The following is an 11,983-nucleotide window of genomic DNA, read 5'->3' as shown; positions in this document are numbered from 1 at the left end:
CCCGATACCGACGCGACACCGACGTTATACCGACACGATACCGCAGCGGGTTTTTGCCCATTAACCAATCGGTTGCGCCCTGATTCGCCGGATCGGCCTGCGCGTGTTCCGCACACTCTATGCAAACCCCCGGTTTTGCCTTATCTGCGGCTGATCTACAGATAACCGGAACACCCCAGCCATGAACATGATGTCCACCTTCGTCAAACCCATGCACCCCGAGGGGCGCAAATTCGTGGCGATCTTCGCCGCGATCACCCTCGCCCTCTTCCTGATCGAAGATGTGCTGGGCTGGATCGGGGTCGGCTTAACTGTCTGGTGCTACTACTTTTTCCGCGACCCCGAGCGCGTTGCCCCGGCGCGCGACGATGTCATCGTCAGCCCTGCGGATGGCATCGTGTCCCTCATCGAACCGGCCGTTCCCCCCGCCGAGCTTGGCCTTCCAGACACCCCTCTCACTCGGGTCAGCGTCTTCATGTCGGTGTTCAACTGCCACGTGAATCGCGCCCCCGTCGCCGGTGAAGTCACCGCCATCGCCTATCGTCCCGGTAAATTTTTCAACGCTTCCCTGGACAAGGCCAGCGCCGACAACGAACGCAACAGCTTGGTGATCCGGATGGCCAACCAACAAGATCTGGCGGTCGTCCAAATCGCTGGTCTGGTGGCCCGCAGGATTGTGTGTTTCGTCAATCGCGGTGATCGTGTAGATATGTCCCAGCGGTTTGGCCTGATCCGCTTCGGATCACGGCTGGATGTCTACCTTCCTGAGGGGATCGAGCCGCAAGTGCGTGTCGGGCAAACGATGGTCGCCGGAGAAACCGTGATCGCCAATCTCGATGCGCCCAAAACGGATCACGACGCGAACACATGACACGACCACCCGCAAAATCCATCACCGACCTGACGCTGGTCAGGCTCATTCCCAACATGCTGACCCTCGGCGCCGTATGCGCCGGGATCACCGCCATACGCTTTGGCGTACAGGGAAATTACATTGTGGCCGTGCAGCTTATCCTGCTCGCCGCCGTGCTTGACGGGATCGACGGCCGCGTCGCGCGCTATGTCGGCTGCGACAGTCAATTCGGGCTCGAACTCGACTCGCTGGCCGATTTCCTCAACTTTGGCGTGGCACCGGCGCTGATCGTCTATTTCTGGGGCATGCAGGATCTGGGGCCCTTCGGCTGGAGCGTGGCACTGGCCTTCGCGATCTGCTGCATCCTGCGACTAGCGCGTTTCAATGTCAGCGCCCGCGATCCCTCGGCCACGGCTCCGGCAAGCCATTTCACCGGCGTTCCCGCCCCCGCCGGTGCCTTTCTGGCGCTGGCACCTCTTCTGTTGTCCTTCGCCTTTACCGACAGGCCCGCCTTGCCGGGCATCGCCGTCAGCCTTTACATGCTGTTCATCGGGTTCCTGATGGTCAGCCGGGTCCCAACGCCCTCGTTCAAATCCATCCGCATCGCACGTGAGAACCGGCTTTTGGCGATCATCACCGTGATCGTGGCGATGGTTGCGCTCGCCGCTTTCGAGTGGATTACGCTGCTTTCCGCCTGTGGCGCCTATCTTGTTGCAGTCCTTGTGTCTTTTGTCACAGAATTGCGCCGCAGCGAGCAAAGCGAGTAAGCCAATGGATCCCAAAGCGATCGAGTCGTCCTATGCCCGTTGGGCACCGATCTACGATGCGACATTCGGCAAAATCACCAATGCGGGCCGCAACCGCGCCGTCCGTCTGATCAATCAGCGGCCGGGAACGGTGCTTGAGGTGGGCGTTGGAACCGGCTTGGCCTTGCCGCATTACGATCCGAAATGCACCGTCACCGGGATCGATTTCTCCGAGGATATGCTGGCCAAGGCGCAGCGTCGGGTAACCGATCTGGGCCTCCATCACGTCAAGGAGCTGCGGCAGATGGATGCGCGACAGCTGGATTTTCCCGACAACAGCTTTGATACGGTCGCCGCGATGCATGTCCTGTCCGTGGTCCCCGAACCCGAAAAGGTCATGGCGGAAATCGCCCGCGTCTGCGCGCCCGGTGGCCGCGTGGTCATCACCAATCACTTCGTGCACGAGCGCGGGTTTCTCGCCTTCCTTGGCCGCGTGACCGCGCCATTCGCCAATCTTCTGGGCTGGCATTCGGATTTCCACATCGATCAAGTGATGCGCGATGATCTGTCGGTGACCGAACACAAATCGCTGCCGCCGATCGGCATGATGACCTTTCTGGTGATGGAAAAACCCCGCCCGTCCTAAGGGCACTGCCCCTGGCTCGAATGCCCTTTTCTTTCCGGGCGATCCGTTCCACCAAAGGGCATGTCGATCCTTGCGTTCCTGCGCTCCAATGCGCCCTGGCTGTCCGCTGGTGTGCTGCTGACCTTTCTCAGCAGCTTTGGACAGACGTTCTTCATTTCCATCTTCGCCGGTCAGATCCGGTCCGAGTTCGGCCTGTCGCATGGTGAATGGGGCGGCATCTATACGCTTGGAACTGGGCTTTCGGCGCTTGTCATGGTCTGGGCCGGGGGTCTGACGGATCTGTTCCGCGTCAGGGTGCTTGGGGCGCTGGTTCTTCTGATGCTGATGGCGGCATGCCTGTTCATGGCGCTCAACCCTGTCTGGTGGCTGCTCCCGGCGGTCATCTTCACCCTGCGGTTCGCAGGACAGGGCATGACCAGCCATATCGCCGTGGTCGCCATGTCGCGCTGGTTCATCGCCACCCGTGGCAAGGCGCTGTCAATCGCAACCCTTGGCTTTGCTGCGGGCGAGGCGCTGTTGCCACTGATCTTCGTCGCGCTGATGATCCATTACGACTGGCGTCTTCTATGGGGTCTGGCAGGGCTGATCGCGGTTTCCGGAATCCCGATCCTTCTGCTTTTGCTGCGCCATGAACGCACCCCTCAATCCATGGCGCATCTCAGCCAATCCACCGGCATGGACTCGCGCCACTGGACCCGCAATCAGGCGCTGCGCCATTTTCTTTTCTGGTTCATGATCCCCGCCCTTCTTGGCCCTTCGGCCTTCAACACGGCGTTCTTCTTTCATCAGGTCCATTTCGCCGATATCAAGACGATCGACCATGTGGATCTTGTGGCGATGTTTCCGTTCTACACTGCGGTGTCCATCGCTGCGATGGTGCTGTCGGGATGGGCGCTTGACCGTCTGGGAACCGCGCGGCTGATGCCGCTGTCACAAGTGCCCATGGTGTTTGCCTTTCTGCTCTTCGCACAGGCAGACGGGCCGACAGCCATGGTTCTGGGGTTCTTCTTTCTTGGCCTGACCACGGGAATGAACGCCACCTTGCCAAGCGCCTTCTGGGCCGAGTTCTATGGCACCCGCAATATCGGCTCGATCAAGGCGATGGCAGCGGCGCTCATGGTGCTTGGATCGGCAATCGGTCCGGGTTTGACCGGGCTGGGGATCGACCTTGGTCTGGGGATCGAAGCGCAATATGTGCTCATCGCGGGCTATTTCGTCTTTGCCACCGTGATGATGGGTCTGGGCATTGCCCGCGCCCGGCCGCTTCTAACGCTGGCGCCGTAAATACACGTAATAGGCCCCGCCGCCGCCATGCGAGATATGCGCTTCGGTGATCTGCAGGACCGCCTGCGCCAATGGCGGCGATGACAGCCATTGTGGCACATTATGCCTCAACACCCCTTGCCTGACCGGGATCGGACCCCCTTCGTCGCGGCTCTTGCCCTTGCCCGTGATGACCAGCACCAGCCGTTTGCCCTGCGCATGGGCGCGCAGGATGAAGCCCATAAGCGCCGGATGCGCCTGATCCATGGTCATCCCGTGAAGGTCCAGCCGCGCCTCTGGCACCACCTTGCCGCGCTTCAGCTTGCCATAGGTCTTTTGATCCATCTTGACAGGCTGCCGCGCGATCCTTTCGGCGATATCGCCGGACAGATTGTGCTCGGGCTTGGCGGGCATCCTTTTCTGCCCGATCTCGAACTCCTGCAAAAGCGGGCGTGCCGTGTTTTTCGCCACCGGCTTTGGCGCAAGCCCATGCTCTTCCCGGCGCTCAGGGGCAAGACGCTGCGTGGTCTTGGCAACCCGGCGCCAAAGTTCCAGCTCGTCGGGCTTGACACGTCGGCGCGTCACTGCAACGGCTCCGTCAGCATGGCATAGGCGCGCTGAATCGGCAGCAGAACCACCATGCGTCCCGGATCGCGCAGCTTGCCGGCGGCGCGTCCCGCGGCATCCCCCGTCCCAAAGAAGATATCCGCGCGCTGCGGGCCCTTGATCGCCGATCCGGTATCCTGCGCCACCATAAGCCGGTGGATCGGATTTTCCCCACCCTTTTCGATCCAGACCGGCGCGCCAAGCGGCACAAACGCCGGATCGGCCGCGATCGTGCGCCCCGGGGTCACCGAGCGGTTCATCGCGCCAAGCGGTCCTTTATCGGCTGGCACCTGATCGACCGTGCGGAAGAAAACAAAGGACGGGTTGTGGAACAGCAATTCGCGACCCTCGACAGGGTTCCGCCTGACCCAGTTCTTTATGACCTGCGCCGAAACCTGATGCACCTCATAGATGCCGCGCCGCACCATCTCGACCCCGACGGACCGGTAATCGTGCCCGTTCTTGCCGGCATACCCGACACGGATCACATCCCCATCAGGAAGTCTGATCCGCCCAGATCCCTGAATCTGCAGAAAGAACAGTTCGACCGGATCATCGACCCAGGCGATCTCAAGGCCGCGGCCCTTCATCACGTCGCTGGTTTCAATCTCCCGCCGGGTCAGCCATTGGCCCGCGCCCCTGGCTTCCGGCGGCATCCGGTAAACGGGAAAGCGATAGCGGCTGTCAGGACGCAAAGCGCCGTTCAACTCGGGCTCGAAATATCCGGTGAACAGCGGCCTTTGGGCGTTTTCGATCAGCACCGGCCGAAAGAACAGCTCGAAAAAGGGGCGCGCTTCGGGTTTTTGCTGGGCCAAGGCGCAAAGTGCTGACCAATCGGGATCATCCATATCCGGGCATGTCTCGAGAAATACCGACAGCGCCCGCTCGTGATCGTCCTCTTCCCAGCCATCGAGATCCCGGAAATCAAGAATGCTATGAGTGGTCTCACTGGCTGACAGGCCGCCCGCAAAGGACAGCCAGACAGCCAGCGCCGCCCACAGCCTTCCGGTCATTCGCCCGTGGCAACAAGCCGCCAGTTCGGATCGTCCGAGCCCATGACGCGCTCGAATGTCCAGATATCTTTCTGGCGCTTGGCTGTCTTTGCATCGCCTTCGACGATCTCACCATTGGCATCCCGCACGACCGACGTAAGCTCTCCGACGAAGCGCACGGTGATCGCGGCTCGGTTGTCATCGCTCAAGGTCGCTTCAACCAGCTTGGTTTCGCGCAATCCAAGGAATTCCGCCTCGACAATCAGGCCCTGTTCCTGCCGTGCATCGATCACCTGGGCAAAGGCCTCATAGACATCTTCATCCAGAAACGGTGCCACATCCTCGAGCTGTCCGCGCTCGAAGGCCATGAGGATCATCTCATAGGCGCCGCGCGCACCCTGCAGGAACTGCGCGACATTGAACGAAGGCTCGATGCGCTTCATGCGTGACAGGGCATCAGCCGCGTCCGATCCTTCGGAGACATTGTCGATGATGTCGTAATCCGGACCACCTTCGATCACCTCGAACGTGTCGCGGCGCTGCGGTGCGGCACCCGCCCGCTCGCTGCGCGGCGGCCCTTCGAACCCGTCACGGGTGCCCAGAACGCTTTTCAATCGCAAGATCAAGAAGATCGCGATTCCGGCCAGAACCAGAAGCTGAAGAAGGGGGGAATTCATTGGCACCTCATGTCAAGCAGGCATGGAAACGTTGAACGTCCGAACTTATGTAGGTGACGCGGGCAAGCAAGTCCACCTTGCAAGCAAATTAGACATAGGAGTTGCGACCATGTGGCTGTTTCTGGCCTTCCTTGCGGTGCCGGTTGTCGAAATCGCCCTGTTCATACAGGTCGGCGGCGCCATCGGCCTCTGGCCAACGCTTGCCATCGTCATCCTCACGGCAGTTCTGGGCGCTTGGCTTGTGCGCACCCAAGGTCGATTGGCGATGAACGATCTGCGCCGCTCGTTTTCCGAGCTCGACGACCCCACAGAACCGCTTGCTCATGGTGCGATGATCCTTGTCGCGGGCGCTTTGTTGCTGACACCGGGTTTTTTCACGGACGCCGTTGGCTTTGCCCTGCTGATGCCACCGGTGCGCGTCGCTGTGCTGGCATACCTTCGCAAACGTGTGCACGTCACCCGGTTCGAGATGGGGCGCGATGCGCCGCGCCCTCCACATGATCCCGGCATCATCGACGGTGAGTATCACGAGGTCGACCCCACCAAGCGTCCCACGCACAAACCCTCCGGCTGGACGACGCGGCATTGACGTCTTGTGATTGAGGCCCCCAACCCTTCCTGCTAATCCTTCGCCCAACGTCATTTCAGTGGAGTCGATACATGTCGGAACAAGAAAACGGGGCAGCCGCACAGGCCCAACAGCCTCAAGTCAAGATGAACACTCTCACCCAGTTCATTCGTGACCTGTCGTTCGAAAACGTCCTGTCGCAGCGCGGCACCGGCGGTGAAGTCACCCCCGATGTTCAGGTCGGCGTCAGCCTTGACGCCAAGAAACGTTCGGTCGAGCATCAGTATGAAGTCGTCGTCAAGATGCGCATCGACTCCAAGAACAAGGCCACCGACGAGGCGTTGTTCGTTCTGGAAATGGAATATGCCGGCGTGTTCCACATCGAAGGCGTGCCCGACGAGCAAATGCATCCCTTCCTGATGATCGAATGTCCCCGGATGCTGTTCCCGTTCATTCGCCGGATCGTCAACGATGTCACCCGTGACGGTGGCTTCCCGCCCCTGAACCTTGAAAACATGGATTTCGTCCAGCTCTATCGCAACGAAATCGCCCGCCGTCAGCAAGCACAATCCGCCGAAAAGGCCACGCCTGACGCCTGATCGGGTCTATCCCAGCTTTTTCCAAAGCGCGCCGTCGCCCAGGGTTTCGATGAAAGCCGCATGGGCGGCGGCTTCGGACTCGCTGATGCGGGGCGGCAGGGGCTGCGGCCGTGGCTTTGGCCGCCATCCGATGTCGGTCTCGGCACTGCCCGATTGCGCGACAGGATGTGTCGACAGCGCGAAATCCGGCTGACGGCCGCCGATCAGCTCCAGATAGACCTCCGCCAGAATTTCGGAATCCAGAAGCGCGCCATGCAATGTCCGCGCGGTATTGTCGATCGCGAACCTCCGGCACAACGCATCGAGCGACGCGGGCGAGCCGGGAAATTTCCGCCGCGCGATCGCCAGTGTGTCGATGGCCTGCTCCCACGGCAAAAGCGGTAGCTTCAACCAACCCAGCTCGGCATTCAGAAACTTCATGTCGAACGCCGCGTTGTGGATCACCAGTTTTGCATCCCCCACGAACTCGATGAAGGCATGCGCGACCTGATCGAACGGCGGCTTGTCCTTCAGCGTGATCTCTCCGGGGCGCGGGGGGCGTGGCTCGTCCAGCAGGTCGGGACCGATCCCATGCACCTCGAACGCCTCTTGCGGCATTCCGCGTCCGGGATTGATGTAATGATGAAAGGTCCGCCCCGTGGGCATGTGGTTGTAAAGCTCCAGCGCCCCGATCTCGACGATCCTGTCGCCTTGCTCCGGGTCGAAGCCGGTGGTTTCCGTGTCCAGAACGATCTCACGCATTGGCCAGCTTGCTCCTGATGTCGCTGACCACATCCTGAACCTGTTTGCGCGCAGCCTCAAGCGTATCGGTCTTGATGACATAATCGGACCGGCGGCACTTTTCCTCCGCCGGCATCTGTTTGTCCCGGATCGCTTCGAATTGTGCTTCGGTCATGGTGCCCCGGTCCATCACACGGGCGCGTTGCTCCTCTGGCGGGACGATCACGCAAGCGATGGCATCGACCTGCGCTTCGTTGCCCGTCTCGAACAGCAGCGGAATATCCAAAACAACGATATCCGCCGTCGAGCCGGCGATGAACTTGGCCCGATCCTCTGCGACCAGCGGGTGAACAATCGCCTCGATCCGTCTCAAGGCAGCAGGATCTTCGGATATGATCTCTTTCAGCCGCGCGCGCGATACCGCACCATCCACCACCGCTTGTGGAAAGGCGTCTTGCATGGGCGCAACCGCTGCGCCGCCCTCGGCATAAAGCCGGTGCACCGCCGCATCTGCATCCCAAAGGTCGCAGCCCTCGTCGGCAAACATGGCAGCCGTTGTCGATTTGCCCATGCCGATCGACCCGGTCAGACCCAGAACAAAGCTCATCGCAATGCCGCTGCCCGTGCCGCACTATCCACCACGGGCCGCACGCCGAACCAGCGCTCGAACCCTGGAACCGCCTGATACAAAAGCATGCCCAGCCCATCGACCGTCACGCAACCGGCCTCTTCGGCCTCGGCCAGGAGACGTGTTTTCAGTGGTGCATAGACAAGGTCCGTTACCACCGCATCCTTGCGCAGCCCATCCAGCGGCACCCGCAGGCGCGGCTTTCCGATCATGCCGAGCGATGTGGTGTTCACCACTGTCACCGCCTCTTCCAGCATATTGCCGGCCTGCACCCAATCCACCACCGTCAGCCGCTTGCCGAAATCGTTTTTCAGCGCTTCGGCGCGCACTCGGGTCCGGTTGGAAATCAGGATCTCGGGCACACCCGCATCCAGCAAGGACGCAACCACCGCCCGCGCTGCACCACCTGCCCCCAGAACCGCGGCGGGCCCTGCTTTCGGGTTCCACTTCGGCGCATTCTCACGCAGGTTCTGAATGAAGCCATAGCCATCCGTGTTATCGGCATGAATCCGGCCATCCTTGCGGAAAATCAGCGTATTCGCCGCACCAATCAAGGTCGCCCGATCCGTCACCAGATCGGCGAACTCCATCACCTTTTCCTTGTGGGGCACCGTCACATTCAGGCCGACAAACCCCATTTTCGGCAGCGTGCGCAGCACGGTCTCAAGATCGTTGGGGCTGATATCCATCGGAATGTAATGCCCCCTCAGCCCGTTCACCTTCAGCCAGTGACCATGCAGTTGCGGTGACTTGGAATGCGCGATCGGCGATCCGATCACCCCTGCCAACGGGATTTTCTCCATACTCATCCTTCCAGATCTCCTCGCACCGTCAAATAGGACAAAAGCTCCAGCAAGGGCAAACCAAGAACCGTGAAATAATCGCCCTGTATCTGCGCGAAAAGCCTCACGCCTTCCTCTTCCAGCTTATAGGCGCCGACAGAATGTCTGATACTGTCCCAGTTCCGCGCCACGTAGTCGTCCAGATAGCCATCCGACACCGGCCGCATCACCATGCGAACAACGCCCACATGCCGCCAGATCGGCCGCCCCTCCTCGCAGATCACCGCGGCGGACAGCAATTCGTGCCGCTTGCCGCGCATCCGTTCCAGTTGGTCGCGGGCGTCCTCGGGGGTTTCCGGCTTGCTCAGGATATCACCCTCGAAACTCAGAACCTGATCGCACCCGATCACCAGGGATCTTGGATGCTTGGCGCTGATCTTCTGGGCCTTCATCTCGGCCAGCGCATCGGCGATATCCCTCGGCGGCGCGGCATCGGCCTGCATCGCCATTCGCAACGCATCCTCATCGACGCGCGCCGGAATCGCCGTCACCTCGACCCCGGCATTGCGCAACAGGGTCAGCCGGATCTCGGATCCCGACGCAAGGATGATTTCCGTCATCTTGTGGACAACCTCTTGGATATCTTAACGAAGGTTTAAGAACTGATCGGCGAGAAATCCATCCCCGGCGAGGACTCCGGACTTCTTCCGTCATCTCGCACGAAAAGGCTTCCGTTCATCCGCAGGGGATATGAATAAGTCAGTCCGCTGAATAACCCAAGTCGATCTGCATCTGTCCTCAAGTTATTCTTCTGTCACGGTCTATCATAAGCATCTGATAATAAATGCTTTAATAGCTTTGAATGCAATATTCACAAATTAATTAACGGTTTTATCCACATGGCTCCGGGTCTGTTCATAACCATGTGACAAGCCGCTAATCCACAGGTTCATGGCTCCTCTACTCCAAACAATCACCTTTTTAATCTTTATTTTTATTTATAGAGAAGACAGCGAAGAAAGAGGCCCTTGATGAGCGATATCCTGATCGTGCTCTATCCTTGGAGCAAAGCGTTCCATATCATGTCCGTCATCTCGTGGATGGCAGGGCTGTTCTATCTGCCACGCCTTTATGTCTATCATGTCGAGCAATCCTCTCCCGGTGACAGCCGCGATGAAGTGTTTCAGACGATGGAGCTCAAGCTTCTGCGCGTCATCATGAATCCGGCAATGATCGCGTCCTGGGTCTTCGGTCTGATGATGGTGTTCACGCCTGGTATCGTCGATTGGTCCGCGATCTGGCCCTATGCCAAGGGTGGGGCCATTCTGGCGATGACGTGGTTTCATCATTGGCTCGGTCTGCGGCGCAAGGATTTCCTTGCCGGGCGCAATCAACTGACCGGCCGTCAGTACCGCATGATGAACGAGGTGCCGACCGTTTTGATGGTCGTGATCGTGCTCGCCGTCATCATCAAATTCTGAGCGTCGTTGACTCGTGCATGCGCTATGCGTATGTAGCTGCCAAGCACCCGTCCGGGTGGCCCGTTTCCAATTCATGACGCTGACATGACGCTTTGCATTCGCTGGCTTGTCATGCCCAAGGAATTCCCCCCATGTCCGAAGACCGTTTGAACCTGTCTGATCTGAAGGCGACCAGTGCCAAGGATCTGCTTGCCATGGCCGAAGAGCTTGAGATCGAGAATGCCTCGACCATGCGCAAAGGCGAGATGATGTTCCAGATCCTGCGCGAACGCGCGGACGAAGGCTGGACCGTGTTTGGCGACGGCGTGCTCGAGGTGCTTCAGGACGGTTTCGGGTTCCTCCGCTCTCCCGAGGCGAATTACCTGCCCGGCCCCGATGACATCTATGTTTCGCCCGAAACGATCCGGCAGTTCTCTCTGCGCACCGGTGACACGATCGAAGGTGAAATTCGCGCGCCCGAGGAAAACGAGCGCTATTTCGCTCTGACCACGGTCAAGCAGATCAATTTCCAGGATCCAGAGCGCGCCAAGCACAAGATCGCGTTCGACAACCTGACACCGCTCTATCCCGATGAGCGCCTCAAGATGGAAATCGAAGACCCGACCATCAAGGATCGCTCTCCACGCGTGATCGACCTGGTGGCGCCCATCGGCAAGGGTCAGCGCTCGCTGATCGTGGCCCCCCCGCGCACGGGTAAGACGGTTCTCTTGCAGACCATCGCCAACAGCATCGAAAAGAACCATCCCGAGTGCTATCTGATCGTTCTTCTGATCGATGAACGCCCGGAAGAAGTCACCGACATGCAGCGCTCGGTAAAGGGCGAAGTCATCAGCTCGACCTTCGATGAACCCGCGGCGCGCCACGTGGCCGTTGCTGAAATGGTCATTGAAAAGGCCAAGCGTCTTGTCGAACATAAACGAGATGTTGTTATTCTTCTCGATTCTATAACAAGACTTGGTAGGGCTTATAACACTGTCGTCCCATCCTCGGGCAAGGTTCTGACCGGCGGCGTTGACGCAAATGCGCTCCAGCGGCCCAAGAGGTTCTTTGGTGCGGCCCGGAATATCGAAGAAGGTGGCTCACTCACTATCATTTCCACCGCGCTGATCGACACTGGCAGCCGCATGGACGAGGTGATCTTCGAAGAATTCAAGGGAACCGGTAACTCGGAAATCGTGCTCGATCGCAAGATTGCCGACAAGCGCGTGTTCCCGGCCATCGACATCCTGAAGTCCGGCACACGGAAAGAGGATCTGTTGATCAACAAGGTCGATCTCCAGAAAACCTTTGTTCTGCGCCGGATTCTAAACCCGATGGGAACCACCGACGCCATCGAATTCCTTCTGTCGAAGCTCAAGCAAACCAAGACCAACACCGAGTTCTTCGATTCGATGAACACCTGATACCGGCCTTCTTGGGGGC

At 59.5% G+C, this 11,983-nt stretch carries 15 protein-coding genes; 8 read left to right on the top strand and 7 right to left on the bottom strand.

The annotated features are described in order from the left end of the window. Positions 1 to 181 precede the first annotated feature (181 nt). From F3H35_RS04030 to F3H35_RS04015, 4 genes are read left to right on the top strand one after another with little or no spacing between them, the layout of a single operon-like run. A complete protein-coding gene (locus F3H35_RS04030) occupies positions 182 to 871 on the top strand; it encodes a phosphatidylserine decarboxylase (RefSeq protein WP_149778327.1) in 690 nt (229 codons plus the stop codon). Beyond that, positions 868 to 1,620, top strand: a complete 753-nt coding sequence (gene pssA / locus F3H35_RS04025; RefSeq protein WP_149778326.1) for a CDP-diacylglycerol--serine O-phosphatidyltransferase — start codon at positions 868 to 870, stop codon at positions 1,618 to 1,620. Before F3H35_RS04030 ends, pssA begins: the two co-directional genes overlap by 4 nt. Positions 1,621 to 1,624: 4 nt before the next feature. Then, the gene (locus tag F3H35_RS04020) at positions 1,625 to 2,245 is read left to right on the top strand and encodes a class I SAM-dependent methyltransferase (RefSeq protein WP_149778325.1); all 621 of its coding nucleotides are present in this window, start codon (positions 1,625 to 1,627) and stop codon (positions 2,243 to 2,245) included. 60 nt (positions 2,246 to 2,305) lie between these two features. Next, positions 2,306 to 3,529, top strand: a complete 1,224-nt coding sequence (locus F3H35_RS04015; protein ID WP_149778324.1) for an MFS transporter — start codon at positions 2,306 to 2,308, stop codon at positions 3,527 to 3,529. Here F3H35_RS04015 and F3H35_RS04010 read toward each other — a convergent pair. The 3 genes from F3H35_RS04010 to F3H35_RS04000 are packed head-to-tail and all read right to left on the bottom strand — an operon-like array spanning position 3,512 to position 5,783. Continuing rightward, a complete protein-coding gene (locus F3H35_RS04010; protein ID WP_149778323.1) occupies positions 3,512 to 4,093 on the bottom strand; it encodes a Smr/MutS family protein in 582 nt (193 codons plus the stop codon). The two genes, F3H35_RS04015 and F3H35_RS04010, sit on opposite strands and share 18 nt — an antisense overlap. Then, entirely contained in the window at positions 4,090 to 5,127 is a 1,038-nt protein-coding gene (mltA, locus tag F3H35_RS04005; RefSeq protein ID WP_149778322.1) for a murein transglycosylase A, read from the bottom strand. Before mltA ends, F3H35_RS04010 begins: the two co-directional genes overlap by 4 nt. After that, complete coding sequence (locus F3H35_RS04000) at positions 5,124 to 5,783, bottom strand: Tim44/TimA family putative adaptor protein (RefSeq protein ID WP_149778321.1); 660 nt, start codon at positions 5,781 to 5,783, stop codon at positions 5,124 to 5,126. The genes mltA and F3H35_RS04000 overlap by 4 nt, the downstream gene beginning before the upstream one ends. Positions 5,784 to 5,892: 109 nt before the next feature. Here F3H35_RS04000 and F3H35_RS03995 point away from each other — a divergent pair, with 109 nt between their 5' ends. Both F3H35_RS03995 and secB read left to right on the top strand, forming a co-directional pair. Beyond that, a complete protein-coding gene (locus tag F3H35_RS03995; RefSeq protein ID WP_149778320.1) occupies positions 5,893 to 6,372 on the top strand; it encodes an FxsA family protein in 480 nt (159 codons plus the stop codon). Between the two features lie 71 nt (positions 6,373 to 6,443). Beyond that, on the top strand, positions 6,444 to 6,950 hold the full coding sequence (secB, locus tag F3H35_RS03990; RefSeq protein ID WP_149778319.1) for a protein-export chaperone SecB: 507 nt from the start codon (positions 6,444 to 6,446) through the stop codon (positions 6,948 to 6,950). Between the two features lie 6 nt (positions 6,951 to 6,956). On the opposite strand, the gene dnaQ is transcribed toward secB, so the two are convergent. From dnaQ to F3H35_RS03970, 4 genes are read right to left on the bottom strand one after another with little or no spacing between them, the layout of a single operon-like run. Further along, positions 6,957 to 7,691 carry a DNA polymerase III subunit epsilon gene (gene dnaQ, locus F3H35_RS03985; RefSeq protein WP_149778318.1) on the bottom strand — a complete coding sequence of 245 codons (735 nt, stop codon included), beginning with the start codon at positions 7,689 to 7,691 and terminating at the stop codon, positions 6,957 to 6,959. After that, positions 7,684 to 8,277: a dephospho-CoA kinase gene (gene coaE / locus F3H35_RS03980; RefSeq protein WP_149778317.1), complete on the bottom strand. Its 594-nt coding sequence runs from the start codon at positions 8,275 to 8,277 to the stop codon at positions 7,684 to 7,686. Before coaE ends, dnaQ begins: the two co-directional genes overlap by 8 nt. Then, positions 8,274 to 9,107, bottom strand: a complete 834-nt coding sequence (locus F3H35_RS03975; protein ID WP_149778316.1) for a shikimate dehydrogenase — start codon at positions 9,105 to 9,107, stop codon at positions 8,274 to 8,276. The genes coaE and F3H35_RS03975 overlap by 4 nt, the downstream gene beginning before the upstream one ends. Further along, the gene (locus F3H35_RS03970; protein ID WP_149778315.1) at positions 9,104 to 9,700 is read right to left on the bottom strand and encodes a Maf family protein; all 597 of its coding nucleotides are present in this window, start codon (positions 9,698 to 9,700) and stop codon (positions 9,104 to 9,106) included. Before F3H35_RS03970 ends, F3H35_RS03975 begins: the two co-directional genes overlap by 4 nt. 411 nt (positions 9,701 to 10,111) lie before the next feature. Here F3H35_RS03970 and hemJ point away from each other — a divergent pair, with 411 nt between their 5' ends. Next, positions 10,112 to 10,561 (top strand): protoporphyrinogen oxidase HemJ, encoded by a 450-nt coding sequence (gene hemJ, locus F3H35_RS03965; RefSeq protein WP_149778314.1) that lies wholly within the window; start codon positions 10,112 to 10,114, stop codon positions 10,559 to 10,561. A gap of 131 nt (positions 10,562 to 10,692) precedes the next feature. Beyond that, complete coding sequence (gene rho, locus F3H35_RS03960; RefSeq protein WP_149778313.1) at positions 10,693 to 11,964, top strand: transcription termination factor Rho; 1,272 nt, start codon at positions 10,693 to 10,695, stop codon at positions 11,962 to 11,964. Positions 11,965 to 11,983 lie beyond the last annotated feature (19 nt).

Origin of the sequence: Roseovarius litoreus, assembly GCF_900142765.1 — a bacterium.
GTDB lineage: Bacteria > Pseudomonadota > Alphaproteobacteria > Rhodobacterales > Rhodobacteraceae > Roseovarius > Roseovarius litoreus.
This window is presented reverse-complemented; position numbering and strand designations above follow the sequence as displayed.

What these genes read in the sequence shown, in the direction of transcription:
- rho (WP_149778313.1), top strand. Translation starts at nt 10,693, where the DNA reads ATGTCCGAAGACCGTTTGAACCTGTCTGATCTGAAGGCGACCAGTGCC.
- F3H35_RS03970 (WP_149778315.1), bottom strand. Translation starts at nt 9,700, where the DNA reads ATGACGGAAATCATCCTTGCGTCGGGATCCGAGATCCGGCTGACCCTG.
- hemJ (WP_149778314.1), top strand. Translation starts at nt 10,112, where the DNA reads ATGAGCGATATCCTGATCGTGCTCTATCCTTGGAGCAAAGCGTTCCAT.
- secB (WP_149778319.1), top strand. Translation starts at nt 6,444, where the DNA reads ATGTCGGAACAAGAAAACGGGGCAGCCGCACAGGCCCAACAGCCTCAA.
- dnaQ (WP_149778318.1), bottom strand. Translation starts at nt 7,691, where the DNA reads ATGCGTGAGATCGTTCTGGACACGGAAACCACCGGCTTCGACCCGGAG.
- mltA (WP_149778322.1), bottom strand. Translation starts at nt 5,127, where the DNA reads ATGACCGGAAGGCTGTGGGCGGCGCTGGCTGTCTGGCTGTCCTTTGCG.
- coaE (WP_149778317.1), bottom strand. Translation starts at nt 8,277, where the DNA reads ATGAGCTTTGTTCTGGGTCTGACCGGGTCGATCGGCATGGGCAAATCG.
- F3H35_RS03975 (WP_149778316.1), bottom strand. Translation starts at nt 9,107, where the DNA reads ATGAGTATGGAGAAAATCCCGTTGGCAGGGGTGATCGGATCGCCGATC.
- F3H35_RS04000 (WP_149778321.1), bottom strand. Translation starts at nt 5,783, where the DNA reads ATGAATTCCCCCCTTCTTCAGCTTCTGGTTCTGGCCGGAATCGCGATC.
- F3H35_RS04030 (WP_149778327.1), top strand. Translation starts at nt 182, where the DNA reads ATGAACATGATGTCCACCTTCGTCAAACCCATGCACCCCGAGGGGCGC.
- F3H35_RS04015 (WP_149778324.1), top strand. Translation starts at nt 2,306, where the DNA reads ATGTCGATCCTTGCGTTCCTGCGCTCCAATGCGCCCTGGCTGTCCGCT.
- pssA (WP_149778326.1), top strand. Translation starts at nt 868, where the DNA reads ATGACACGACCACCCGCAAAATCCATCACCGACCTGACGCTGGTCAGG.
- F3H35_RS03995 (WP_149778320.1), top strand. Translation starts at nt 5,893, where the DNA reads ATGTGGCTGTTTCTGGCCTTCCTTGCGGTGCCGGTTGTCGAAATCGCC.
- F3H35_RS04020 (WP_149778325.1), top strand. Translation starts at nt 1,625, where the DNA reads ATGGATCCCAAAGCGATCGAGTCGTCCTATGCCCGTTGGGCACCGATC.